This window comes from Ruania zhangjianzhongii (assembly GCF_008000995.1).
Taxonomy (GTDB): domain Bacteria; phylum Actinomycetota; class Actinomycetes; order Actinomycetales; family Beutenbergiaceae; genus Ruania; species Ruania zhangjianzhongii.
On record NZ_CP042828.1, the window covers coordinates 2755846 to 2781194 of the forward strand.

Consider the following 25349-nt stretch of genomic DNA (forward strand, 5'->3'; position numbering starts at 1 on the left):
CCTGCGACTCTTCACCTCCGAATCCGTCACCGAGGGACATCCCGACAAGGTGGCGGACCTGATCTCGGACTCGATCCTCGACGCCATGCTGGCTGCGGACCCGCGGTCCCGCGTGGCCGTCGAGACCCTCGTCACCACCGGTCTGGTGCATGTGGCCGGCGAGGTCACCACGGAGAGCTACGTGGAGATCCCGAAGCTGGTCCGCTCTGTGGTGAACGGAATCGGTTACACGTCCTCCGATATCGGCTTCGATGGCGCCTCGTGCGGGATTTCGTTGTCCATCGGGCAGCAGTCCGGCGACATCGCGCAGGGTGTGGACAAGTCGTTGGAGTCGCGCACGGACACTGCGGACTTCTCCGAGTACGACCTGCAGGGTGCCGGTGACCAGGGTCTGATGTTCGGCTACGCCACGGACGAGACTCCGGAGCTCATGCCGCTGCCGATCCTGCTGGCGCACCAGATCTCCGCACGCCTGACCAGGGTGCGCAAGACGGGTGTGCTGCCGGGGCTGCGCCCGGATGGCAAGACTCAGGTAACAATCGCCTATGACGGCGACCGTCCGGTAGCGCTGGACACAGTAGTTCTCTCCACCCAGCACGAGGAGGGCATGCGCCTGGAGGACGAGTTGACGCCAGGGATCCGTGAGCACGTCATCGACGATGTGGTCTCGCACCTGGCCGACGGGCTCGGTCTCGATGTGAGTGGCTATCGCTTGCTGGTGAACCCGACGGGTACGTTCGTGGTCGGCGGCCCGATGGGGGACGCGGGCCTGACCGGTCGGAAGATCATCGTGGACACGTATGGCGGAATGTCTCGGCATGGTGGGGGAGCGTTCAGCGGGAAGGACCCGTCGAAGGTGGACCGGTCCGCGAGCTACGCCATGCGGTGGGTAGCGAAGAATGTCGTGGCGGCGGGGCTGGCGCGCCGCTGTGAGGTCCAGGTGTCCTACGCGATCGGGCGTGCGCACCCGATCGCCGTGTACGTGGAGACGTTCGGTACGGAGACCGTGCCGACAACTCGCATCGCCGAGGCGATCCAGGCGGTCTTCGACCTACGCCCGGCCGCGATCATCCATGACCTCGACCTGTTGCGGCCCATCTACGCGCTCACCTCCAACTACGGGCACTTCGGTCGTGAGCTGCCCGAGTTCACCTGGGAGCGAACCGACCGGGTAGCCGACCTTCGGGCTGCGGTCGGCTGACGATGTGAACGCGGCTCTCGCCACGAAGAGCCCGCAGCCAGGCACGAGGATAGAGGCATCGAGGCATCGAGGCGTCACGACAGTCCAGGGCCTCAGACTGACGCACCACCGGCAGCACCAATGCACGGCGTAGCCTGGCATCAGCTCGGTCAGGTGCTCCACGACCAGCGTTTGCGGATCTGGCTCCCGTTCGCTCACCGAGCTTCGTCACGAGGTGATCCAGCGCTCCGGCCCGGCTCACTGCCGAAGTGGAGGCTGGGGTGGCTCGGTCGCCGATGCACTCGCTGCCGGGGGTGGCACGTTCTGGATGGCCCGGCCGTCCGGGTCGGTGAAGGTCCACCAGCCGGGCCGGTCAACGTCCGGGCTGGTGTGGCGGGTGATGCTCAAGTGCCGCTGATGCACGAGAGCATGGTGGTGCCAGCAGAGCAGAATCGCATTCTCCGTGCTGGTGCGGCCCTGGTGGTACCACCAGATACTGTGATGGATCTCGCCTTGCCCCGGAGGTGCGGAGCAGCCCGGGTACTGGCAGTGCCGATCCCTGGCGATGACGGCTCGCGTCTGCGCTGGGGTGAACAACCTCTCAGTGCGCCCCGAGTCCAGGATCTCACCATCGGGGCCGAAGACGACCCGGTGGAACTCACCGTCACAGAGCAGTTTGCTCAGGTGCCCGTGCGGGATCGGAGTCCCGTCCGCGAACGTACCGGGAGCAACATCGGTCAGCAGCGTGTAGTCCAGGCCCGCTGGGATCGCCGGCTCCGGGCCAGACCACGGTGTGGTGCGGCTCCTTCCTGCTTCCACTGCGGAGGTGGGCAAACCAAAGGCGTCCCGGACCAAGCACGCGGGATTGCTGGCGTTGATCAGGCGTTCCAGCGTGGTGTAGTCGATCGTGATGGCTAGGTGCGGCCGTATTCTCGCCCCTGGCTGCAGCGTGCCGGAGTCGAGGAACACTCGGCACAGGTGCACCAAAGCATCAGCACGCCGTTGGGCCGGGGTGCGCTCATCATCCGCCGCCGGGGTGCCGATGATCGCGTTCAGTGCCTCGGCGACTACGGCACCTTCCTCGGTTCCCAACCAACCGCGCACATCGGTGCCGTCCAGCACCGGAGCGATGAACAACTCCCTGCCGGCATACTCGTCGCGCCAGTTGCGGTCGGCGGCATCGGGGTCGCTACGGGTGGCCCACTCACGAACAGCAGCGGTGAAGTCCTCCACCCCCATCCGCGCGGCCTGGGCAACGAGGAACCCTTCACCCATCGGCTCCTCGCGGAGCTGCAGCTGCTGGGCCTCGCTCTTGGTGAAGCGCGCCAACACCCGGGCATGCTCGGCTCCCAACTGCCCCTGGGTCAGAGCTCGCGCAGTCAGAGGGAGCCTCTCCCGCAGATCCCGAGCGAGCATCCGGGCGGCGTGGGAAGTCGAGCGGCGCCGGTGAGTGTGCAGGCTCCACCACTTCGCGAAAGACTGATAGCCGGACGCAGCCCACGCCTGACCGGCATCGATGCCGCCGGCGCACTGCGTCTGCAGCGCTTCCACCCCGCGGGTGACCTGCTCTACCTCGGCGACGACCGAGCCCGCCTCAGGTTCCGTGAAGGACGCGAACGCTGTCTGAGCTAAGGTGGCCAGCTCGGTTCGCACCGCCCTCAACCGCTCGCACATCTCGCCAGCTGCCAAGGGAACTCGAGTATCCGTGATCAGTGTCATGACGCCTTCACCTCCCTCACGTTCTTCGGTGAGCTATTCGGGTCGCTAATCGTCTCATACTGCCGTTCGAGTGTACGTTCTATTCTACGCTCGCCCACTGACAATCTGCAGAGGTGCGACACGCCCGGATCGACCGCGCTGGTCGGCAGCACACACTGAACGCGACTCGCGCCGAGGCATGGGCTCGCCGACTCCTCGGCCTCGCATTTTCTGGACGATTTCCCACATTGCAGCAACCCTGCCACTAGGCGAGACCTTCGCGTCGCCGCGGCCTCACGGGTTGTGGATATCGCGGCATGAAACGGACATCACGCGGAGATGTGGCGGATAAGTGGGCAAAACATTAGCCAGCACACGAATCGTTCGGAGCGCATAGCGCAACGGCGGGACTTCATCAATGAGTGGCGATATTGTCAGTCCCAGCATGATCCCGAGCCGCTGACCTGCTTCGCCGGTCGCCGCTGACTCGCTCTGCCGGTCGCCGCTGACTCGCTCTGCCGGTAGCGCTCCCGTTCGCGGGGCGACCCGAGCATCGGGACCACCGGCTTCCACAGCCCTACGTGCACGCCGTCGGTGTCTCGTGGTGAGATCTGCACTGTGACCGAGACCCATCAGCCCAGTCTGCTCGACGTGCGCAGCGCGCCACGTCCGCAGTCGGACGTGGCCGGTGTGGCACAGGTTCTGGTGGACGTGGCGCTGCCGCATCTCGATCACACCTTCGACTACGCGATCCCCACGAAGTTCGCCCACCAAGTCAAACCGGGTGTCCGGGTCAAGGTCCGCTTCGCGGGCGTGGAGCGCGACGGCTTCGTCCTCGGCCGCAGCACCAGCTCCACGCACGAAGGCTCGCTCGCCCCGCTCCGGCGGGTGGTCTCCGACGTCCCGGTGCTTACCGCAGCGGTGTTCGACCTCGCCCGACAGGTGGCGGCCCACTATGCCGGCACCACGATGGACGTCCTCCGGATGGCAGTGCCGCCTCGGCACGCCCAGACGGAGAAGTCAGTCTTCGAGAAGCCGGCCGTCGCTGCCCCACAGTGGCGTGCGGAGCCGGACTCGCTGCCCGATCCTGCCGCAGTGGAGAACTCCACGGTGCGCGAACCGGTCGCACCCGCTACCGAAGCATGGGCCCGGTATCCCGGGGGCGCTGCCTTTCTTCGCCGGATCCAAGCAGGAGAGTCACCCCGGGCGGTGTGGGCAGCGCTGCCTGGCGGGCCAGTCGTGCCCAGCGCCGACTCCGCCGCCACCGCCGCCGCCCCGCACTGGGCCGAGGCGATCACCGCGGCCGCCACCGCCAGCCGCCTCGGCGGCCGATCCACCGTCGTCTGCCTACCGGACCAGCAGGACGTGGACATTCTCAGCGCGGCGATGAAGGCCACCGGCCTCGACCATGTGGTGCTCACCGCCGAACAGGGCCGCGCGGCCCGCTACCGACGGTTCCTCCTTGCCCTGACCGGCCAGGCGCACGTAGTGATCGGCACCCGGTCGGCAGCTTTCGCCCCGGTCACCCAGCTCGGTCTGGTGGTCTGCTGGGACGACGGCGACGACCTGCACATCGAGCCGCGCGCCCCGTACCCACACATTCGCCAGATCCTCACTCTCCGGGCCCGCTCTGCCGATGCCGCCGCCCTGTTCGGCGGCTTCATCCGCACCCCCGAGGCGCAGCTGCTCGTCCGAGACGGCTGGGCCCGTTCCCTGCAGGCACCGCGCGCGGTGGTCCGGGAGCACACGCCACAGGTGCAAGCCCCCTCGGACGTCGATCTGGACCGCGAGGGTGCAGCAGGACGAGCACGGGTTCCCGGATCCGCGATCCGGCTCCTGCGCTCAGGCCTGGAGAATGGCCCGGTCCTGGTCCAGGTTCCCCGTAGTGGCTACTTGCCTGTGGTGGCATGCGCCGACTGCAGAACCCCGGCCCGATGCACGCACTGCCACGGCCCGCTGGCACTGGACGGTCACCACACCAAGGCGCGCTGCACCTGGTGCGCGCGGTCACAGCTGGACTGGCGCTGCGCGGAGTGCGAGCACACCGGTCTGCGTGCGATGCGCGTGGGCTCCCAGCGCACCGCGGAAGAACTGGGCCGGGCATTCCCCGGCGTCGTCGTGCGCACGTCCGGGGCCGACGGCGGAGTGTTGCCCCGGGTGGAGGACGCACCAGAGCTCGTGGTCGCCACTCCCGGTGCCGAGCCGCGGACCGAGAACGGCTATGCCGCCGGGTTGCTTCTGGACGCCGCGGTGTTCACCTCACGCCCTGAGCTCGGCGCCGGGATCGAGGCGCTGCGCCGGTGGATGCGCGCGGCGGCTTTGGTGCGTTCGAACGCGCGAGTGATGCTCCTTGGTCACGGGGCCCCCGTTCCGGTGCAGGCACTCGTCCGGTGGGACCCGGTCGGCTATGCCGAGCGGGAGCTGGACGAGCGCACCGAGCTCGAGTTCCCGCCCATAGTGCGGATGGCCTCGGTCATTGGTGACGCGTCCGCCGTGCGTGGACTGATTCGGCGCCTGGAACTGCCGGCCGAGTCGATGCTCCTCGGCCCGGTGCAGACGGCCGATGCACAACCCGGCGGCGAGCCGCAACTGCAAGTGTTGGCACGCGTGCAACGCGAAAGCGGGGCGGAACTAGCCCGGACGCTCACCCACGCACAAGCCATCCGCTCCGCGCGGAAAGAGGGCGGCTCGCTCCGGGTCCGGCTGGATCCGGACCGACTCGCCTGAGCGCCGTGCCGTTCCAGTCCGCCTGGATCCGGACCGACTCGCCTGCGTCCAGGCCATCTCGCCTGAACTCCCGGCCGAGCAGGTACCCGACTCCAGCCGGACACGCATTCCCGGCTGCGCCACGCCGTCGCCGGCATGTGGTGGGCTGGAGCCATGACGATCGAAACGGTGGTGTTCGACTTCGGCCAGGTGCTCGTGGGGTGGGACCCTCGCCGGGTCTGGGCCGATTCCCTGACCCCAGAGCAAGCCGAGGCACTCCTCGAGGAGGTGGACTTCGCCGTCGTGAACCGCCAGCTCGATGCCGGTGCCCGCTGGGCGGACCTGCGCCCCGAGGTAGAGCGGAAGCTGGGGGAGCGGGTGGCGCACCTGGATACCTACCTGCGCGACTACCACCGGTCCCTGACCGGTCCGATCCCCGGAATGAGCGAGCTGGTCGAGGACGTGCGCCGCGCCGGTCTACGCACGGTGGGACTGACCAACTGGTCCGCGGAGACCTTTCACCACGCTCCGGCGGCCGCGCCGGTGATCGGCACGATCACCGAAGTCCTGGTCTCCGGGCGTGAGGGAGTGGCCAAACCCGACCCGGCGATCTTCGCCCTCACCGAGACCCGCTTCGAACTCGATCCCGCGCGCACCGCCTTCCTGGACGACTCCGCAGCGAATGTGCGCGCAGCGCAGGAAGCCGGCTGGCAGGCGCATCTGTTCACCGACTCCGCCGGCGCCCGCTCCTGGCTCACTGCACTCGGGATACCGCTTCCGCCCGTCTGATCGGCGCCCGGCGCCTTCTAGACTGACCCGTATGCGAGTTCTGTTCGCGGGGACGCCCGCGGTGGCCGTGCCGTCCCTTGAGGTCCTGACCGGCAGTGATCACGAGGTGGTCGGTGTGCTCACCCGGCCACCTGCACCCGTGGGAAGGCGGCGGGTACTCACCCCGAGCCCGGTACACGCTGCCGCGGAAGCCGCGGGACTACCCGTCCTGACCTCGAACCGGCCGCATGACGAGGACACGCTCGCGGCCCTGCGCGAGCTCGCCCCTGAGGCCGTGGCCGTGGTCGCCTACGGGGCCCTCATCCGGTCCCCGGCGTTGGAGCTGCCCCGGCACGGCTGGATCAACCTGCACTTCTCCCTGCTGCCGGCCTGGCGCGGCGCCGCCCCGGTGCAGCACGCGATCATGGCCGGCGACGAGATCACCGGGGCGAGCACGTTCCAGATCGAGGCCGGCCTGGACACCGGGCCCGTCCTTGGCACGATGACCGAGACGGTGCGTCCCCGCGACACCAGCGGGGAACTGCTCGATCGCCTCGCCCACGCCGGCGCACCGTTGCTGGTTGCCACTCTCGACGGCCTCGCCGCCGGTACCGCGCGTGCCCTCCCGCAGCCAGCCGAAGGAGTCAGCCTGGCGCCGCGCCTGATCAGCTCCGATGCCCGGGTGGACTGGAGCCTTCCGGCACATGTGGTGGACCGCCGGATCCGTGGCTGCACGCCGGCTCCGGGTGCCTGGACCAGCCGCGACGACGCTCGGTTCAAGCTCGGCCCGGTGCGCCCGCAGCCGGACGCGTCACCGCTGCGACCCGGGGAGCTTCACGCCGTGGGGGAGTCGGTGCTGGTGGGCACCGGCACGCACCCGGTGCAGCTGGACCAGGTGGCACCACCGGGGAAGAGCTGGATGTCCGCTGCCGACTGGGCACGCGGTGCGCGTCTGGAGTCCGGCGCAGCTTTCGACGGCGGAGCTGGGGTGGCCCGGTGAACGCGCCTGGCCAGGGAGGTCGCACAGGTGGCGGCTCGGGTCACGGTGGCGGCTCAGCCGGCCGCGGAGGCCGGCCAGGTGGCGGCTCTGGTCGCAGCGGCGGCGGGCCGGGGCGTGACCGGCGCCCGAGCCACGGCCAGCGGCCGGACCACGGCCAGCGGCCCGAGCGCGGCAAGCGGCCGGACCGGGGCGAACGTCCGAACCGGGGCGAACGTCCGAACCGGGGCCAGCACTCCGACCGCAGCCGGCAGGCACCGCGGGAGCGCGCTCGCTCGACCGACCCCGCCCGCCGTGCCGCCTGGGACGCGCTGCGCGCCGTGGCCGAAAGCGATGCCTATGCCAATCTCGTTCTCCCACCGCTGCTGCGGGAACGCCGAATCACCGGGCGGGACGCCGCGTTCGCCACTGAGCTGGCTTACGGCACGCTGCGGCTGCGCGGCCGGTACGACGCCGTGCTTGCGACCGTCGCCGACCGCCCCCTGACCACGCTCGACCCACCGGTGCTGGACGCGCTGCGCCTGGGCGTGCACCAGCTCCTCGGGATGCGGGTGCCCGACCACGCCGCGGTGTCCGCCACTGTGGGCCTGGCCCGAGACGCGATCGGCGCCGGACCCGCCCAGTTCGTGAACGCGATCCTGCGCAAGGTCGCGGGCCAGGACCTGGACCAGTGGCTCGAGCAGATCAGCGCCGATGCGAAGGATGAGACCGAACGACTCGCCATCGGTGGCTCGCACCCGGCCTGGATGGTGCGGGCCTTCCGGCAAGCGCTGGCCGAGACCCCGACCGGCTCCGGCGACCTGCCTGAGCTCCTCGCGGCGAACAACGAGCCGCCAGCGGTGCACGTGGCGCTGCGGCCCGGCCTGGTCGACGCCGAGGAGATCCACGGAACCCGCCCGGGCCGCTGGACCGACACCGCCCGTGTCCTCACCGCCGGTGATCCGCATGCCATCCCGGCAGTGCGGGAGGCCCGCGCCGGGATCCAGGACGAGGGCAGTCAGCTGGTCACCCTGGTGGCTGCGGCGGCACCGGTGGCCGGCAGCGATCGGGCTTGGCTGGACCTGTGTGCCGGTCCCGGCGGCAAGGCTGCGCTGTTCGGCGGGCTGCTCGCCGAACGGGACGCCGGTGGTGAGCTGCTCGCCAACGAGGTGGCTGAGCATCGCGCCCGGCTGGTCCGCTCCTCCACCGCCGCCGTGCGGCAGCGACTGCCCGGGCTCGAGGTCCGCACCGGCGATGGCCGAGAGCTGGGCGCCGACCTGCCCGATCACTTTGACCGGGCCCTGGTGGACGTCCCGTGCACCGGCCTGGGCGCGCTGCGCCGCCGGCCCGAGGCCCGATGGCGCCGCAGTGCCAGCGATCTGGCTGAGCTCGGCATGCTGCAGCGCGAGCTACTCGCCTCCGCCCTCGCCGCTGTGCGACCCGGGGGAGTGGTCACCTACGTGACCTGCTCCCCGCACGTGGCCGAGACCCGACTGGTGGTCGAGGACGTGCTCGGACGCACCCGGAACGGCGAAGTGCTGGACGCCGTCGAGATCGCCGCCGGAGTCACCACAACCCCGCTGACCGACCAGAGCGGCCCGTATCTGCAGCTGTGGCCACACCGGCACGGTACGGATGCGATGTTCTGCGCCGTGATTCGCCGCACCGGCCAGTAGTCTCAGGCCATGGCGATCCTCATCTCCCCGAGCGTGCTGAACTCGGACCTGGCGCACCTGGCCGACGAGGTCGGCCGGATAGGTGCCGCGGACTATGTCCACCTGGACGTGATGGACAACCACTTCGTTCCCAATCTCACCTTCGGTCTGCCGGTGGTGGAGAAGGTGATCGCGAGCACCGGGCTCCCCGCCGATGTGCACCTGATGATCGAGAAGCCGGACGTCTGGGCACCGGCCTACGCCGAAGCCGGCGCCGCCTCGGTCACCTTCCACGCCGAAGCCTCAGCGGCACCCGTGCGGTTGGCCCGGGAGCTGCGCCAGCTCGGCGCACGCGCGGCGATCGCGCTGCGGCCGGGCACCGGGGTGGAGCCCTACCTGGACCTGCTCACCGAGTTCGACATGGTGCTGGTGATGACCGTGGAACCAGGGTTCGGCGGCCAGTCCTTCATCACCGGAACCCTGCCGAAGATCAGGCGCACCCGAGAGGCGATCACCGCGCTCGGACGGGACATCTGGATCCAGGTGGACGGCGGCGTCTCCACCGGCACCATCGCCCAGGCCGCCGGCGCCGGAGCCAACATGTTCGTCGCCGGGTCGGCCGTCTACCGGGCCGAGGACCCGAACGCCGAGATCGAGGCATTGCGTGCCCTGGCCACCGACGCCTACCGGGGCTGAGCCGACCCTCCGACCGCAGGTCCCGTCGATCTGCCCCCGATCGCGATTCACTGCGCATCCCGGGCACGTCGAGTGGGCGGGGCTCGAGCGCGCAGGGAGATCTCAGGGGTGGGGAGCACGGTGGGGCCTCATCTCGGGTGTGGCTCAGCACACCCGGCCGCCCTGTCGACGTCTTAGCCGGTATGCGATACTAGAGAACGAGTTCAACGTGCTCCGGGGTCGGTGAAAGTCCGAACCGGCGGTGATAGTCCGCGACCCGGCCATTTCGGTGGCCGGTTGACCTGGTGAAATTCCGGGACCGACGGTTAAAGTCCGGATGGGAGGTAGCACGCGGCGTCGGCACGCCCGACGTCGAGGGATGGGTGGCGCCGCGCACCATCCCGGCCCCGGGTATGCACTTGGGGAAGGGAAACACAGACCGGTGCAGCGAGCAGCCACATCGCGGCAGATGATTGCCGCCCCGGTGATCTTCGCCGTCGCCGTACTGGCGCTGTGGCAGGCGAGCAGCCTGCTCGTCCCCTCCCGGGTGCTACCCGCGCCGAGCGATCTCGCCGGTCGGCTGCTGCTCGAGCTGACCGACGGCGGAATCCTCGGCTATGCCTCTGTCACCCTCTCGGAGAGCTTCTTGGGATGCCTCCTCGGCCTCCTGGTCGCCCTCCCGTTGGGCTATCTGGTGGCACATTCCGCGTGGGCGAACCGTGCGATCGGTCCGTATCTGGCCGCATCGCAGGCGATCCCCGCCGTCGCACTGGCACCGCTGATCGTGATCTGGTTCGGATACGGCCAGTTCCCGATCTCGCTGCTGTGCGCGCTCCTGGTCTTCTTCCCGATCTTCGTCAACACCCAGCTCGGGCTGACCACACTGGACGAGGACATCGTCGGTGCCGCGCAGCTCGACGGCGCGGGCCGGTGGCGGCGACTGATCTGGATCGAGGCGCCGATGGCGCTGCCGGCGCTGCTCGCCGGGATCCGGAACGGGTTCGTGCTCTCGGTCACCGGCGCGGTGGTCGGGGAGTTCGTGATGGGTGGCGAGGGCCTCGGCCTGTTGCTCTCCGTCTATCGGGACCGCTCGGACACCGAGGGAATGTTCGCCACGCTCATCGTCCTGGCCGCCTGTGCGGTCGGGATCTATCTACTGATGCGAGCTCTGGAGAGGCGAGTGCGATGGTGGTGACCCGACGACAGCTGATCGCGGGAGCGGTGGCGGCCACGGGCCTGGTGGCCCTGGCCGGCTGCTCCGGCGAGACCGAGAACGGCGATGGCGAACTGCCACACCTCACCCTCGGTCTGACCTATGTTCCGAACGTGCAGTTCGCACCGTTCTACCTGGCCGCGCAGAACGGCTACTTCACCGATGCCGGAGTGGACGTCACGCTGCGCCACCACGGCGAGTCCGAGGACCTGTTCGGTGCCCTCAGCGGGGGCAGCGAGGACCTGGTGGTCGCTGGCGGGGACGAGATGATGCAGGCCCGCGATCAGGGCGTGCCGGTGGTGGACATCGCAACGATCTACACCAGCTACCCGGTCGCCCTGATCGTGCCCACCGACTCCGAGATCACGGAACCGGAGGACCTGGCCGGCCGGTCCGTGGGTATCCCGGGGCCGTTCGGCGAGACCTACTTCGGGCTGCTGGCGATGCTGCGCGCCGCCGAGCTCACCGAGGACGATGTGGACATCCAGCATATCGGCTTCACCCAGCAGGATGCGCTCAGCGAGGGCCATGTGGACGCGGTGATGGGCTACAGCAACAACGACATCCCGCAGTTCGCGGCTACCGGTCTGGACGTGCGAGCCGTACCGCTCGGGAACGTGCCCCTGGTCGGCATCGGCCTGGGCACCACCGACGAGTTGCTCGCCTCGAACACCGATGCGCTGCGCGGTGTGGTGCAGGCTGTCGGCCGGGCGGTGGCGGACATCGTCGCGGACCCGGCGGTGGGCGTGCAGGCTGCCGCCGAGGAGATCCCCGGCACGCTGGACGAGCAGCAGGAGGCGATCATGACCGCCACGATGGCCGCCACTGTGCCGCTGTACGGCGATCTCAGCACGCCGTTCGGGCTGCACACCGGGCCGTGGGAGGAGATGTCGGCGTTTCTGGCCGACGCCGGCCTGACCAGTGAGCAGGTGCCCGCGCAGGAGGCGTACACCGATGTACTGATCGAGGCCGAGTAGGCTCTTGCGGGTGAAGACGTTCGAGGACCTGTTCGCCGAGCTCCAGCACAAGGCCCAGACCCGACCCGAGGGTTCGGGCACAGTTGCCGAGCTGGACGCCGGCATCCATACCGTCGGCAAGAAGATCGTCGAGGAGGCCGCCGAGGTGTGGATGGCCGCCGAGTACCAGAGCGACGCCGAGACCGCCGAGGAGATCTCTCAGCTGCTCTACCACCTGCAGGTGATGATGATCGCCCGTGGCCTCACCCTCGAGGACGTCTACACCCATCTCTGACCGGCCGGATCCACCGACCGGACCCCCGACCCACCCGCCACCACCCTGACCACTGTGGCCACTGCGCCGGCCACGAGAGCCGAGAAGGAACCCTGTGCTTCGAATCGCCGTGCCCAACAAGGGAGCCCTGTCCGAACCTGCGAGCACCATGCTGCGCGAGGCCGGCTACCGGCAGCGCCGGGACGGGCGCGAACTGGTCCTGCCGGACGTGGAGAACGACGTGGAGTTCTTCTTCCTCCGCCCGCGGGACATCGCCGTGTACGTCGCCGAAGGTGTGGTCGATGCCGGCATCACCGGCCGGGACCTGTTCCTGGACTCCGGGATGGAGGCGGTGGAGCACCGCTCGCTCGACTTCGCCCGGTCCACGTTCCACTACGCCGCGCCCGCCGGCACGATGACCGAGCTCGCCGACATCCAGGGCAAGCGGGTGGCCACCTCCTACGAGGTGGTGGTGCGCCGGCACCTGGCCGAGCAGGGTATCGACGCACATGTGGTCCGCCTGGACGGCGCGATCGAGTCCACCGTGCAGCTCGGGGTCGCGGACCTGGTGGCAGACGTGGTGGAGACCGGCAGCACCCTGCGTGCTGCCGGGCTGGAGATCTTCGGTGAGCCGATCCTGACCTCGGAAGCCGTGCTGATCCGACCCAGCGGCGAGCCGAAACCCGGACTGCACGTGCTCGACCGACGTCTGCACGGAGTGCTGGTGGCGCACGAGTACGTGCTGATGGACTACGACTGCCCGGTGGAGCACGTGAACGCCTGCGTGGCGGTCACCCCGGGGCTGGAATCGCCCACGGTCTCCCCGCTGCACGACCGCGGCTGGGTGGCGGTCCGGGCGATGGTGCCGCGCAAGCGGACCAACCCGATCATGGACGAGTTGTACGGCCTCGGCGCACGCGCGATCATCGTGACGACGATCCACGCCAGTCGACTCTGAGAGGTAGCTGATGGCCTCCGGAGGTGCCGGCCCCGAGAATCGGCACCCGGACGCGGGGCCGGGCGACCTCTACGCGCCGTTCCGGTCCCGGGCCACCCGCATCGTCACGCTCGTGCTGATCGTGTGGATCCTCGCCGGCTGGGTGCTCTTCGTGGTGCTCACCAACCGGCTGGACGACCCGCACCGCGAGTATCAGGTGGGCAGTGCGGTCCTGGCACTGGTGATCTGTGTGTTCCTGCACCTGATCGGCAGCGTGGCCGCGTTTCCGTCCCGCTCCGGGCTGCGGGTGCGCAACATCATCGGCACCGCTCGGCTGGACTGGGCGCAGATCGTCTCGGTGCGTTTCGGCGAACGGGACTGGGTACAGCTGGATCTGTCGGACGGCCGGGTGCTGTCCGTCCTCGCGATCCAACGCGTCGACGGCGCACGGGCCCGGGCGGCCTCACGCCGGCTGGCCACCCTGGTCGCCGAGCACGAGCCGGGCGGCATGGACACCGGCGGCAGCAGCGGCTAGGAACGGGGCGGCGTCCTCGGCCAGGCTGCGGCCCATACTGCTCAGTGGCACCGGCGCGGAGGCCAGCGCCTCGGCCAGCCCGGTGGTCGGCACCGACACCAACCGGTGCCGGCTCTCCAGCGTGCGAGCCTGCTCGCGCACCCGGGAGCCGAGCTCACCGTCCAGCTCGGGTACCACCACGTCGGCCGGGGCGAGCGCCGCCCGGCCGATCGCGGTGAGGCTGTGGTGGGAGATGCCGAAATGGCGTTCGCGCCGGTCGCTGCCGGAGACCCGCAGACTGGCCACCGGGCGCCCCCCGAGCACGGCGGCCGCGTTCAGCGCCTCACCGGCCGCCACCCCGGAGAATCCCCACCGGGTGCCGGTACCGGCGTTACCCGGCCCCTGAGCGAGCACCACCAGATCGGCCTGGACCACCAGGTGCGCGGCGAGTAGCCCGGAGTGCACGGTGACCGCCTCGAGGTCGCCCCCGTAGGCCTGGCCGGTGGTGATCGTGGCGGCCAACCAGCCGGACTCGCGCAGCCCTGCCACCGTGCGGGAGAACGCGGCAGGCAACGCCCCGCCGTCGGTCATCACGTAGGCCACGGTGAGCGGCGTGCCGCGCTCGGCGCCCGCCCACCGGGTACCGGCGAGCACAGCCGGCACGGCCGAGTGCAGGTCCGCCACCACCACGGGCATCCCGGCCAGATCGTCGGCCTCCCGGAGCAGCTCGTGGTGGCCGGACTCCTGCTCATCCACCCCGAGCACCATCACCTGCTGCGGGGTGTACCGGGCCTTGACGATATGCCCGGGGCTCGGCGGCGGGTCGGCCGGCAGATCCTCCGGCAGGGCGATGACCAGGGCGTATCCGCCGGTGCCCAGCCCGCGTACCTGGGCGGTGGTGTTCAGCAGCACCCGCTGGCCGGGCCGGACCTGCCCGACGACGTCGGTGTAGGCGAGCGCGCGCACGGTCGCGGTGCTCTCTGCTTCCGTTTCCACTGCGGCGGCTTCCTCCGCCCTGTCCAGCGCGCCCGGGCCCTCGGTCCCGGGAAGCACCAGCACCTGCAGCTCCTGCGCTCCGGACCAGGACCGCCCGAGGGAGCGAACCACGCCGTGTCGCCAAGTCATCACACCGGCAACCTATCGCTACTAGCCTGTGTGCCATGAACCGCAACGGACCTGGAGACGGCACAGATGGCTGAGCGCGTCCCCGCGGCCGAGCGTCTGCTGGACCTGGTGATCGCACTGACGCACACGCGGCACCGGATGACCAAGGCGGAGATCCGCGCCTCGGTGAACGGGTACTCCGGCGCCACGTCGGACGAGGCGTTCGACCGAATGTTCGAACGGGACAAGGACCAGCTCCGCGCCCTCGGGCTGCCGATCGTCACCCTCACCGACTCCACCCATGAGGACGATGTCGGCTACCGGATCGACACCGCCGAGTACGAGCTGCCGCCGGTGCAGTTCACCCCGGCGGAGATCGGGGTGCTCTCCCTGGCCGCGCAGGTGTGGCAGGACTCCTCCTTCGCCGCCGACTCCCGCCGCGGGCTGACCAAGCTCCGTGCGGTCAGCGACGCCGCCGATCCGGGCCGGTTCGCGGGGCTGTCCCTCCGGGTCCGGGGGCCGGACCCGGCATTCGGCGAGCTGCTGGACGCGATCGAGGACCGGATCGCCGTGCGGTTCACCTACCGGGCCGCCAGCACCGGCAGCACCGAGGCACGCACAGTGGAGCCGTGGCGGCTGTTCGCGAAGGACCGGGGCTGGTACCTGGTCGCGTTCGATACCGACCGGCAGGCCCAGCGGCTGTTCCGGCTCTCCCGGATCGTCGGCAAGGTGCGGCGGGTGGGGGAGCCCGGTCAGGTACAGATCCCGGCGGACACACAGCAGCTCGTCGCCGAGCCGAGCACCACGACGGCGGTGCTCGCCCTGGCCCCCGAACGCGCCTCGGCGCTGCGCGCCCGGGGCGAGGCGGACACCGGCGCTGCCGGGCCGGCCGGCCGCGATGTGTTCCGGCTGGAGACGACCGATGTGGACCGACTGGCCGAGGAGATCGCCGGGTACACCGACGCTGTGGTGGTGCTCGACCCACCGGAGCTGCGCGCGGCGGTGCTGCGCCGCCTGCGGGCAGCCGCGGCGCTGGGAGGGGAGCGGTGATGGCGGAGACGGCCGGTGACCGGGTGGTGCGGATGCTCGCGCTGATCACCTACCTCGACTCCCATCCCGGGGTCCCGGTCGAACAGGTGGCCGAGCACTTCGGGGTGAGTACCGGGCGGGTGCTGCTGGACGTGAACACGCTCTGGGTCTCCGGCACCCCGGGCTACCTGCACGACGACCTGATCGACTTCTCCGCCGACGACCGGGAGCGGAACATCCTCACCCTCACCGAGGCTCGGGGGATGCACCGGCCGTTACGACTGGGCCCGCAGGAGGCGGTGGCGCTGCTGACCGCGCTGCGTTCCCTGCAGGTGACCCCGGGCCTGGCCACCGACCCGGTGCTGACCTCCACGATGGAGAAGCTCACCGAGGCGGCCGGTACCGCCGCTCGCTCCGCAGAGGCCGTACAGGTGGCCGGACCCGACGACGACGGGGCGCGGGTGAGCGGGTGGCTCACCGCGATCCGGGCGGCGATGTCCGCAGGCCGCCGGCTGCACCTGCGCTACGTCTCGGCAGCGGACGAGGTCAGCGAGCGTGATGTCGATCCGCTCCAGCTGCTCACCGACTCCCGCCGGTGGTTCCTGGTGGCCTGGTGCTACCGGGCGAAGGACGTGCGCCAGTTCCGGTTGGACCGGATCCTCCAGCTCACCGAGCTGAACGTCGCCGCCGAGGAACACCCGGAGGTGCAACCCGCCGCGGACACGGAGCCGGAACTGGCGGCAGCACCGTGGCGGGTGCACCTGGAGCTGGCCTCCCGGGCCCGGTGGGTGGCCGAGCAGTACCCCGTGACCGGGGTGCGGGACACCGGTGAGGGGAGTTTCGCCGTCGAGGTGGCAGTGGTGGATCTGGCCTGGCTGCACCACCTGGTGCTCGGCCTGGCCGAGGATGTGCGCGCCGTCGCCCCTGCGGACGTGGCGGCCGGTATCGCCGACCGCGCCGAGGCCGCCCTGGCGGCTTATGCCGACGCCGGCCTGGACGATGCCGCCGGCGACGACACGCTCGATCCGCCGGTAGGCTGAAGCGATGTGGTGGTTCGCGGTGTGGACGGTGCTGGTGCTCGGTGCGCTGGCCTGTTTCGTGCTGCTCGCGCTGCACCTGTGGCGCCACTTCAAGGCCCTGATGGCACAGCTCAGCCGCAGCGGCGAGGTGTTCGAGCGGCTGGACTCGACCATGGCAGAGCTGGACGAGCAGTTCGCTCAGCGGACCTTCACGCCGGACCTGAGCGCCACCGAGGCGGAGCGCGAGGTGTGGCGGCAACGGCGACGCGATAATCTTTCCGCCCGTGCAGAACGGGTACAGGCTCGTCGATCGCGTACCCTGGAGAGGTGGCGGGCGATCGGACTCCCGTTCTGAGCGCTGACGGTCACGAGATTTCACGGAGGAACACAGATGTTGAAGAATCCAGTCTTCTGGATCGTGATCGTGGGACTGGTGCTGCTCTTGTTCGGTGCCAGCCGCCTGCCGGACATTGCTGGCAACGTGGGCAAGTCGCTCAAGGTCTTCAAGAAGGAGATCAAGGAGCTGCAGGACGACACCGACATGTCCGACGCGAAGACAGTGCTCCAGGACGACCAGCCCCACCAGACCAGCCCCTCCACCTCGACCAGCCAGACGACCTCTGACCAGCAGGCATCGCAGCCGACCTCGGAGCAGCGCAGCAACGACTCCAGCACCACCTGACGCCAGTGGTCTCACGCACCAACCCCGAGGGGAAGATGCCTCTCGGGGAACATCTTCGTGAACTGCGCAAACGGCTGATGCTTGCCTGCGCCGGCATCCTCGTCGGTGCGATCGGCGGATGGTTCCTCTATGACCCGGTGTTCCAGCTGCTCCAGCTCCCGGTCAGCGACCTGCGCGAGCGTGGCGTCGACGCCACGCTGAACTTCTCCAACGTCGCAGCCAGCTTCGACATCAAGCTGCGGGTCGCCGCGTTCCTCGGCTTCCTCGCCAGCAGCCCGTGGTGGATCTACCAGGTGTGGGCCTTCCTCGCGCCCGGGCTGCGGAGCAAGGAACGCCGGTGGGCACTGATGGTGATCGGCGCCGGCGTGCCGCTGTTCGCCGGCGGAATCTTCATGGCCTGGACCGCACTGCCGAACACGTTCTTGCTGCTCACCCAGTTCGTCCCGGACGGGGAGACGTCCTCGGCCCTGATCGACGTCACCACCTACCTGAAGTTCGTCATGCAGTTCCTGCTGATCTTCGGCGTGGCGTTCGTGCTGCCGCTGATCCTGGTGTTGTTGAACTTCCTCGGCGTAGCCAAGGGGATGACCTGGCTGAAGGGCTGGCGCTGGGCGGTGATCATCATCTTCGTCCTGGCCGCACTGGCCACGCCGACGGCGGATGCGGTCACCTTCGTGCTGATGGCGCTGCCGATCATCGGGCTGTACTTCGCTGCCGTCGGCATCTGCCTGCTGAACGATCGTCGGGTGGCGAAGAAGGCGCTGGCAGCCGGTGTCGGCTCGGACGTGGACACGGACGTCAGCTCTTGACCAGGGCCTAGTCTGATCCGCATGAGCCGTCTGGGTGTGCTGATCAATCCCACCGCCGGGCATGGGCGCGCCGACGACGGCGGCCGGGATGCCCTGGCGCTGCTCGGCCGCAGCGGGCACGAGGTGATCGATCTCAGCGGACGCACTGCCGAGATCGCGCTGGCCCGCGCCCGGGACACGCTCTGGGAGCTGGACGCCCTGGTGGTGGTGGGCGGGGACGGCATGGTTCACCTGGGTGTGAACGTGGTGGCTGGGACCACAGTGCCGCTGGGGATCGTGCCGTTCGGGAGCGGCAACGACCTGGCCCGCACGCTGGGCCTGGTCGAGCACGACTGCCGCCGGGCGGTGGCCGATGTGCTCGCCGCCCTGGACAGCCGGCCCCGGGTGGTCGATGCCATCGCCACCCGGGTGCACGTGCCCGAGGCCGAGGACGCCGGGGCTGCTGGTAGTGCAGCCGGTGCTGGCGGCGCTGGCGGCGCTGGCGGTGCTGGCGGCAGCACAGCTGCCAGTCACGCCGATGAGCTCGAGGACCCGACTGCGGTGGAGTGGACCGCCTGCGTGCTCTCCGCCGGGATCGACGCCGCGGTGAACCACCGCGCGAACACCTACCGGTGGCCCCAGGGCGGTGGCCGGTACGTGCGCGGTACGCTTGCCGAGCTCAGCGTGTTCCACCCCTACGGCTACCGGCTCACCATCGACGGCGTGGTCCGCGAACAGGACGCCACCTTGGTGGCGCTGGCGAATGCGCCGTCCTTCGGCGGCGGGATGCAGATCGCGCCGGATGCACAGATGGACGACGGCTGGATGGATGTGGTGATCGCACACGCGATGGGCCGGGCCCAGCTGATGCGGCTCTTCCCCCGGCTGTACCAGGGCACGCACGTGCGCTCGCCCCGGGTAGAGATCCTGCGCGCCCGGGAAGTGGTGCTCGAGCCGCTGCCGGGCCGACGGCGTCCCCCACCCGTCTACGCCGACGGTGAGCTGCTCGGCCGGTTGCCGCTCCGGGCGCGGCTTCGCCCGGGTGCGTTGCGACTGCTCACCCCGGAGGCCACCTAGGCTGGGGGTATGTCCTCGCCCGCCGAACGGTATGCCGCCTTTGCGCAACGCCAGGTGACTGAGCGCTCACCGTGGGGACGCTTCCGGGCCGCCCTGGGCTTCGAGCTGGACGAGTTCCAGGTCCAGGCGTGCGAGGCGTTGCAGGCCGACCGGGACGTCCTGGTGGCCGCACCCACCGGTGCCGGGAAGACGGTGGTGGGGGAGTTCGCCATCGCCCTGGGCCTCGCGCACGGCCGGAAGGCGTTCTACACCACGCCGATCAAGGCGCTGAGCAACCAGAAGTTCGCCGACCTTCGCGAGGCGCACGGCGCGGCCAATGTTGGTTTGCTCACCGGGGACACCACGATCAACGGCGAGGCCCCGGTGGTGGTGATGACCACTGAGGTGCTGCGGAACATGCTGTACAGCTCATCGCCCACGCTGGCCGATCTCGGCTACGTGGTGATGGACGAGGTGCATTACTTGGCTGACCGGTTCCGTGGACCGGTGTGGGAAGAGGTGATCCTGCACCTGGCCAGCGACGTGCACCTGATCTCACTCTCGGCCACAGTGTCCAACGCCGAGGAGTTCGGTGACTGGCTTACCGAGGTGCGGGGCGACACAGCCGTGGTGGTCTCCGAGGTGCGGCCGGTACCGCTGTGGCAGCACGTGATGGTCGGCCGGGACGTCCTCGATCTGTACTCCGCGCACGTGGACCCGACTCGCCCCGGCACGAACCCGCCGATCAGCCCGGACCTGGTGGAGTCGATCCGGTCCGCAGAACGCCAGCTGAACCGCGGGCCCACCGGGGGCCGCCGGGGCCGCGGCCGGGGCAGAGGCCGCCCGGCACCGGCCCGGCACCGGATCGTGCGCACCCCGCCGCGGCCGATGGTGGTCGACCGGCTGGACCGGGCCGGGTTGCTGCCCGCGATCTTCTTCATCTTCTCCCGGGCCGGCTGCGAGGCGGCAGCCGACCAGGTGGTCCGCCACGGGATCACCCTGACCACCGAGGCCGAGCGCAAGGAGATCGCCGAGGAGGTGGAGCGACGGTGCGCCGACCTGCCCCGGGAGGACCTCGGTGTGCTGGACTTCTGGGCCTGGCGTGAATCGTTGCTGGCGGGGGTGGCCGCGCACCACGCCGGACTGCTGCCGGTGTTCAAGGAGGCGGTCGAGGCCCTGTTCGCCGCCGGCCTGGTGAAGGTGGTGTTCGCGACCGAGACCCTGGCACTCGGGATCAACATGCCGGCCCGGTCGGTAGTCCTGGAACGGCTGACCAAATGGGACGGACGCGGGCACGCGGACATCACCCCGGGGGAGTACACCCAGCTGACCGGACGAGCGGGGCGACGCGGTATCGACGTGGAAGGGCACGCCGTCGTGCTCTACTCCAGCGGCCTCGACCCGGTGGCGGTCGCAGGTCTGGCGAGCCGGCGCACCTATCCGCTGCGGTCCAGCTTCCACCCCACGTACAACATGGCGGTGAACCTGATCTCCACGACCGGGTTCGGCCGTGCCCGGGAGACGTTGGAGACGTCCTTCGCGCAGTTTCAGGCGGACCGGTCCGTGGTGGGCCTGGCCCGGCAGGCGCGGTCGATGACCGAGGCGCTGGACGGGTACGCCGAGGCGATGGCCTGCCACCTCGGGGACATCGAGGAGTACCTGGCGCTGCGTACGGAGATCACGGCCCGAGAGAAGGACCTCTCCCGGGCCCGCTCCCGCGCCGCGCGGGAGGCGACCGCCGAGCTGGTCGGGTCGCTGCGGCGCGGGGACGTCATCCAGATTCCGCACGGCCGGCGGGCCGGGTTCGCCGTCGTGCTCACCACCCCGGACCCGCCGGGCCTGGACGGGCCACTGCTGCACGTGCTCACCACCGACGCCCGGCAGGCCCGGCTGACCGCTGCCGACCTTCCGCACGGCACCGACCGGTGGGGTCGGATCACGATCGGCAAACACGTCAACCCGCGCCGGCCGCAGGAACGGCGGGACCTGGCAGCCACGCTGCGCAACGCCCTGGGTGCGGCCGAACCCGAGGTCCGGCCGCGCCCACCGTCGACCAGCGGGAGCGACACAGACCTGGCGACCGCCCGGGAACGGCTGCGGCACCACCCGTGCCACGGCTGTTCGGACCGGGAGGATCACCTGCGCTGGGCTCGGCGGCGGGAGAAGCTCGCCAAGGAGCACCAGCAGCTGCTCGGCCGGATCGAAGGACGCACCTCATCGATCGCGCGGGACTTCGACCGGGTGTGCCAGGTGCTCACCCAGCTCGGCTACCTGAGCGGCTCCGGGGACGAGACGAGCGTCACCGCACAAGGCACCTGGCTACGCCGGCTGTACTCGGAGAAGGACCTGGTGCTGGCCGAGTGCCTTCGCGGCGATGTCTGGGCCGAGCTCGACCCGGCTGCTCTGGCCGCGGTCACCTCGATAGTGGTGTACTCCTCCCGCTCCGATGACACCGGCGAGCTGCCCATCCCGCCGGGACGGGCGGACGGGCCGCTCGCGCTGGCGGTCCATGCCACCAGACGGATCTCCCGCCGCCTGGACTCCGTGGAGCGGGAGCACGGGGTGCGCCGGGCGCAGCCGGTCGATCTGGGCCTGGTGCGGCCGATGTACGTCTGGGCACAGGGAGGCACGCTGACCGACGTGCTGGATGCGGGCGACCTGGCCGCCGGGGACTTCGTCCGGTGGAGCCGGCAGGTGATCGATCTGCTGGACCAGATCGCCATCGCCGCACCCTCCACACAGCTGCGCCGCACCGCCCGTCAGGCTCTTGACGCCGTGCGCCGAGGCATCGTCGCGTACGGGACCACCTGAGCCCCGACCACATGTTCTGGCCGACACACCAGACGACACGCCGAGGGAGCTAAAAACCTTGCCTGAATTCCATCCGCTCTGACCTGCACGTACGCCGTTGACCTGCACTGTTGACGCCTTGGCGGGAACGACCTGGGCCGGTATGTTCGCTTCTTGTAACTGCTCCTGATCACAGGGAGTGGGCACCGACCAGGCCCGTGCATTCACTAGAAAACGGGGCGTCCGCGCAGGGGGTTCCGGCCCGAAGGATGCACGGGCCGGTCGGTGTGATCACACGGGGCCAGCCGGTGTGATCAGCCAGCCCGGTCACCGCCGACCGCGAGCGGCACCGAGGGCCCGCTCCGGGCACGTATCCTGCTGTGGTGCCTGCATCCCGGACCCCGCGAGCGTTGACGCTGCTCGTCGCCGCGCTCGGCGGCTGGTTGACCGATGCCGCCTTCCCGATGCGCGGCTGGTGGCCGCTCGCGCTCGTCGGTGTGGCGGCCCTGGTGTGGGCCATCGGCCGGGACAGTGCACGGTGGAACGCGCTGGTGACCTGGGTGTGGGGGCTCGCGTTCTTCCTGCCGCACCTGTGGTGGGCGAACTACGCCGTCGGGGTGATCCCCTGGATTGCGCTCTCGGTAGCCGAGGCCGGCATCCTCGCCGGTGCGGTAGCCGCCTGGACCTGGGCGCGCCGGGCGCGTTGGTTGCGGCACCGGACCTGGCTGCATGCGCCGACGTTCGCGGTGATCTGGGTGGCCGCCGAGCAGCTCCGGCAGGTCTGGCCGTTCGGCGGCTTCCCGTGGGGTCGGCTGGCGTTCTCCCAGGGGGACTCGCCGCTGCTCTCCCTCGCTGCGATCGCCGGGGCGCCGCTGGTGTCCTTCGCGGTCGCGCTGATCGGGCACTATCTGGCCGATGCCGTCCGGCTGCTCACCGGTGCCCGTGCGGCAGCTCGCGACGGTGCCGGCGCCACGCCCGAGCCGTCAGCCGGGGCCGCAGGCCGCGTGCACGTACGCGCGGCGACCTACCGGGTGCTCGCCGGAGCTCTCGTGCTCGCGCTGGGCGCTCTGTTGCCGCTGCCGGGCACACAGGCCGAGGACGGCACGTTGCAGGTCGGTGCGGTGCAGGGCAACGTGTCCGAACCGGGGCTGGGTGCGTTCAACAACGCACGGGAAGTGCTGCACAACCATGCCGATGGCACCCACGAGCTGGCCGAGCAGTACGGCCCGGACGCACTGGACCTGGTGGTCTGGCCGGAGAACGCCACGGATATCAACCCGCGGGAGAACGCCGAGGCCGCCGCGGAGATCGATGCGGCCGCGCAGGCGGTCGGTGCGCCGATCCTGCTCGGTACCGACCGGTACACCGAGGACGCCCGGTACAACGAGATGATCCTCTGGCAGCCGGGGGAGGGATCGACCTTCGCCTACGCCAAGCAGATCCCGGCCGCATTCGCCGAGTACATCCCGATGCGCGACATCGCGCGCCTGTTCTCCCCGGCGGTGGACCTGGTGCAGACCGATATGGCTCCGGGCCAGGAGGTCGGCGTGGTGCCGGTGCCGATCGCCCGTACCGGCGAGATCGTCAACGTCGGTGCGGTGATCTGCTTCGAGGTCGCCTATGACGCGCTGATCCGGTCCGCTGTGCAGGAGGGCGCCCAGTTCCTGGTGGTACCCACCAATAACGCCTCGTTCGGCTATACCTCCGAGTCCGAGCAGCAGCTGGCGATGTCGCGGCTGCGGGCCGTGGAGCACGGCCGGACCACATTGCAGATCTCTACCGTGGGCGTCTCCGGCGTGATCGCTCCGGACGGCACCGTGCTGGAGAGCACGGGGCTGTTCACCCACGAGACCTTCACCGCGGACGTGCCGCTGCGCTCCACGTTGACGGTGGCCGATCAGCTCGGCGACTGGCCGGTGATCGTGATCAGCGTGCTGGCGGTGCTCGCCCTCGGTATCGGTATCGCCACCGGACGCCGGCCGCGATCGCAGCCGAGCCCGCCGCCCGGGTCGCCCACGGGTCGGGCTCCGGGACCGGAGCCGAAGAGCCCGGAGCCGAAGAACCCAGGGCGGCAGGGCGCGACGAGCCGCCAGGGCCGCGGGCAGCAGCAGCCCGGGACGCAGGGACCCGAGCAGACCGGCGCAACAACGAAACCCTCCGGCCAAGACCTGGGACCCGACGCCGAGGCTCCGGTCGGGGCTGCTCCATGACCCTGGTGATCATCCCCACCTACAACGAGCGGCAGTCCCTCCCAGACACGTTGCGCCGCACCCGCGCTGCCGTACCCGAGGCGCACGTGTTGGTGGTCGATGACGCCAGTCCGGACGGCACCGGGACGTGGGCAGAGGGGGTCGCCGGTCATGACGAGCAGGTGCACGTCCTGCACCGCAGCAGCAAGGACGGGCTCGGCCGCGCCTATGTGGCCGGTTTCGCCTGGGGGCTGGCCCGCGGCTACGACCGGCTGGTGGAGATGGATGCCGACGGCTCGCACCATCCCGAAGACCTACCGCGGCTACTGGCGGCGTGCACCGATGATGTGGCCCTGGCGATCGGCTCCCGATGGGTGCCGGGCGGGGCGACACAGAACTGGCCGGCCCACCGTCAGCTCCTCAGCCGGGGCGCGAACCGGTACGCGAACGTGATGATCGGTCTCGGGGTACAGGACGCGACTGCCGGTTTCCGCGTGTTCCGCGCCGAGACCCTGCGCCGGATCGACCTGGCCGGGGTGAACTCCCAGGGCTATTGCTTCCAGGTGGACATGACCCGCCGGGTCCGGATGCTGCAGGAGCGGATCGTCGAAGTACCGATCACCTTCACCGAACGCCTTGAAGGGCAGTCGAAGATGAGCCGGGCGATCGTGCTCGAAGCCCTCTGGCGCACCACTGCCTGGGGCGCCGAACGGCGCACCAGGCAGTGGCGGGCAAAGTTCTCTCAGGCGCTCCGGCGGCGCAGCTGACCGCTGCGAAGCAGCGCCAGCCGCTCGTCCAGCAGTTCCTGCAGCTCCGCCTCGGTCCGGCGCTCCAGCAGCATGTCCCAGTGGGTCCGGACCTTCTTGCCGGGCTTGATCTCCGGGCGGTCCGCATCCCGCAGCAACGCCTCACCGCCGCCGGGGGCTTCCCAGACCGGGGGGATCTCTGCTTCAGCGGAGAACGGGATGATGATCACGCGGCCGTCGGGGCAGTCGTAGACGGCCTCCACCCGGGGTGCGAACTCGACCCCCTCTTCGGTCTCCATGCTGTTGGCGCCGATCCGCATGCCACGCAGTGCTCGTTCAGCCATCGTGACTCCTCCTGTCCGTGACGTGTGGTCTCCAACCTGTCCAACGGGTG

General features: G+C 70.1%; 23 protein-coding genes and 1 riboswitch. Of the genes, 20 read left to right on the top strand and 3 right to left on the bottom strand.

The genetic code is table 11. The features are described from left to right. Position 1 precedes the first annotated feature (1 nt). Positions 2–1201 carry a methionine adenosyltransferase gene (gene metK / locus FU260_RS12785; protein ID WP_210418317.1) on the top strand — a complete coding sequence of 400 codons (1200 nt, stop codon included), beginning with the start codon at positions 2–4 and terminating at the stop codon, positions 1199–1201. 237 nt (positions 1202–1438) lie between these two features. Here the strand turns inward: metK and FU260_RS12790 are convergent, their stop codons facing one another. After that, on the bottom strand, positions 1439–2899 hold the full coding sequence (locus FU260_RS12790; protein ID WP_147917410.1) for an HNH endonuclease signature motif containing protein: 1461 nt from the start codon (positions 2897–2899) through the stop codon (positions 1439–1441). Positions 2900–3496: 597 nt separating this feature from the next. Between FU260_RS12790 and FU260_RS12795 the strand changes: the two genes are divergently transcribed. From FU260_RS12795 to FU260_RS12840, 10 genes are all read left to right on the top strand, one after another. Beyond that, positions 3497–5605: a primosomal protein N' gene (locus FU260_RS12795; protein ID WP_147917411.1), complete on the top strand. Its 2109-nt coding sequence runs from the start codon at positions 3497–3499 to the stop codon at positions 5603–5605. A 153-nt stretch (positions 5606–5758) separates the two neighbouring features. Next, a complete protein-coding gene (locus FU260_RS12800; RefSeq protein WP_147917412.1) occupies positions 5759–6373 on the top strand; it encodes an HAD family hydrolase in 615 nt (204 codons plus the stop codon). A 31-nt stretch (positions 6374–6404) separates the two neighbouring features. Continuing rightward, positions 6405–7352, top strand: coding sequence for a methionyl-tRNA formyltransferase (gene fmt / locus FU260_RS12805; RefSeq protein ID WP_147917413.1), 948 nt, complete (start codon positions 6405–6407; stop codon positions 7350–7352). Next, positions 7349–9004, top strand: a complete 1656-nt coding sequence (locus tag FU260_RS12810; RefSeq protein WP_147917414.1) for an RsmB/NOP family class I SAM-dependent RNA methyltransferase — start codon at positions 7349–7351, stop codon at positions 9002–9004. Before fmt ends, FU260_RS12810 begins: the two co-directional genes overlap by 4 nt. A 9-nt stretch (positions 9005–9013) precedes the next feature. Beyond that, positions 9014–9679, top strand: coding sequence for a ribulose-phosphate 3-epimerase (gene rpe / locus FU260_RS12815; protein ID WP_147917415.1), 666 nt, complete (start codon positions 9014–9016; stop codon positions 9677–9679). Between the two features lie 205 nt (positions 9680–9884). After that, a riboswitch (FMN riboswitch) is annotated at positions 9885–10012 on the top strand. A 115-nt stretch (positions 10013–10127) separates the two neighbouring features. Continuing rightward, the gene (locus FU260_RS12820) at positions 10128–10853 is read left to right on the top strand and encodes an ABC transporter permease (RefSeq protein ID WP_210418079.1); all 726 of its coding nucleotides are present in this window, start codon (positions 10128–10130) and stop codon (positions 10851–10853) included. Next, the gene (locus tag FU260_RS12825; protein ID WP_168211769.1) at positions 10850–11848 is read left to right on the top strand and encodes an ABC transporter substrate-binding protein; all 999 of its coding nucleotides are present in this window, start codon (positions 10850–10852) and stop codon (positions 11846–11848) included. The genes FU260_RS12820 and FU260_RS12825 overlap by 4 nt, the downstream gene beginning before the upstream one ends. A gap of 10 nt (positions 11849–11858) precedes the next feature. Beyond that, the gene (locus FU260_RS12830; protein WP_147917418.1) at positions 11859–12122 is read left to right on the top strand and encodes a phosphoribosyl-ATP diphosphatase; all 264 of its coding nucleotides are present in this window, start codon (positions 11859–11861) and stop codon (positions 12120–12122) included. A gap of 94 nt (positions 12123–12216) precedes the next feature. Then, the gene (hisG, locus tag FU260_RS12835) at positions 12217–13059 is read left to right on the top strand and encodes an ATP phosphoribosyltransferase (protein ID WP_147917419.1); all 843 of its coding nucleotides are present in this window, start codon (positions 12217–12219) and stop codon (positions 13057–13059) included. A 10-nt stretch (positions 13060–13069) separates the two neighbouring features. Then, positions 13070–13573, top strand: coding sequence for a PH domain-containing protein (locus FU260_RS12840; protein WP_147917420.1), 504 nt, complete (start codon positions 13070–13072; stop codon positions 13571–13573). Here FU260_RS12840 and FU260_RS12845 read toward each other — a convergent pair. After that, positions 13502–14680, bottom strand: coding sequence for a DUF3866 family protein (locus FU260_RS12845; protein WP_147917421.1), 1179 nt, complete (start codon positions 14678–14680; stop codon positions 13502–13504). The genes FU260_RS12840 and FU260_RS12845 overlap by 72 nt on opposite strands. 63 nt (positions 14681–14743) lie before the next feature. Here FU260_RS12845 and FU260_RS12850 point away from each other — a divergent pair, with 63 nt between their 5' ends. From FU260_RS12850 to FU260_RS12890, 9 genes are all read left to right on the top strand, one after another. Next, on the top strand, positions 14744–15706 hold the full coding sequence (locus tag FU260_RS12850) for a helix-turn-helix transcriptional regulator (RefSeq protein WP_147917422.1): 963 nt from the start codon (positions 14744–14746) through the stop codon (positions 15704–15706). Further along, on the top strand, positions 15706–16725 hold the full coding sequence (locus FU260_RS12855) for a helix-turn-helix transcriptional regulator (RefSeq protein WP_147917423.1): 1020 nt from the start codon (positions 15706–15708) through the stop codon (positions 16723–16725). The genes FU260_RS12850 and FU260_RS12855 overlap by 1 nt, the downstream gene beginning before the upstream one ends. Before the next feature lie 4 nt (positions 16726–16729). Beyond that, a complete protein-coding gene (locus tag FU260_RS12860) occupies positions 16730–17059 on the top strand; it encodes a hypothetical protein (RefSeq protein ID WP_147917424.1) in 330 nt (109 codons plus the stop codon). 36 nt (positions 17060–17095) lie between these two features. After that, a complete protein-coding gene (tatA, locus tag FU260_RS12865; protein WP_147917425.1) occupies positions 17096–17386 on the top strand; it encodes a twin-arginine translocase TatA/TatE family subunit in 291 nt (96 codons plus the stop codon). A 35-nt stretch (positions 17387–17421) separates the two neighbouring features. Continuing rightward, a complete protein-coding gene (tatC, locus tag FU260_RS12870) occupies positions 17422–18195 on the top strand; it encodes a twin-arginine translocase subunit TatC (RefSeq protein ID WP_147917426.1) in 774 nt (257 codons plus the stop codon). A 21-nt stretch (positions 18196–18216) separates the two neighbouring features. Continuing rightward, complete coding sequence (locus tag FU260_RS12875) at positions 18217–19251, top strand: diacylglycerol/lipid kinase family protein (RefSeq protein WP_147917427.1); 1035 nt, start codon at positions 18217–18219, stop codon at positions 19249–19251. A 9-nt stretch (positions 19252–19260) separates the two neighbouring features. Further along, on the top strand, positions 19261–22041 hold the full coding sequence (locus FU260_RS12880; RefSeq protein WP_147917428.1) for a DEAD/DEAH box helicase: 2781 nt from the start codon (positions 19261–19263) through the stop codon (positions 22039–22041). 362 nt (positions 22042–22403) lie between these two features. Continuing rightward, a complete protein-coding gene (lnt, locus tag FU260_RS12885; RefSeq protein WP_235912337.1) occupies positions 22404–24230 on the top strand; it encodes an apolipoprotein N-acyltransferase in 1827 nt (608 codons plus the stop codon). Continuing rightward, positions 24227–24976: a polyprenol monophosphomannose synthase gene (locus FU260_RS12890; RefSeq protein ID WP_147917429.1), complete on the top strand. Its 750-nt coding sequence runs from the start codon at positions 24227–24229 to the stop codon at positions 24974–24976. Before lnt ends, FU260_RS12890 begins: the two co-directional genes overlap by 4 nt. Here FU260_RS12890 and FU260_RS12895 read toward each other — a convergent pair. Further along, positions 24952–25299, bottom strand: coding sequence for an RNA polymerase-binding protein RbpA (locus FU260_RS12895; RefSeq protein WP_147917430.1), 348 nt, complete (start codon positions 25297–25299; stop codon positions 24952–24954). The genes FU260_RS12890 and FU260_RS12895 overlap by 25 nt on opposite strands. Positions 25300–25349: the final 50 nt, after the last annotated feature.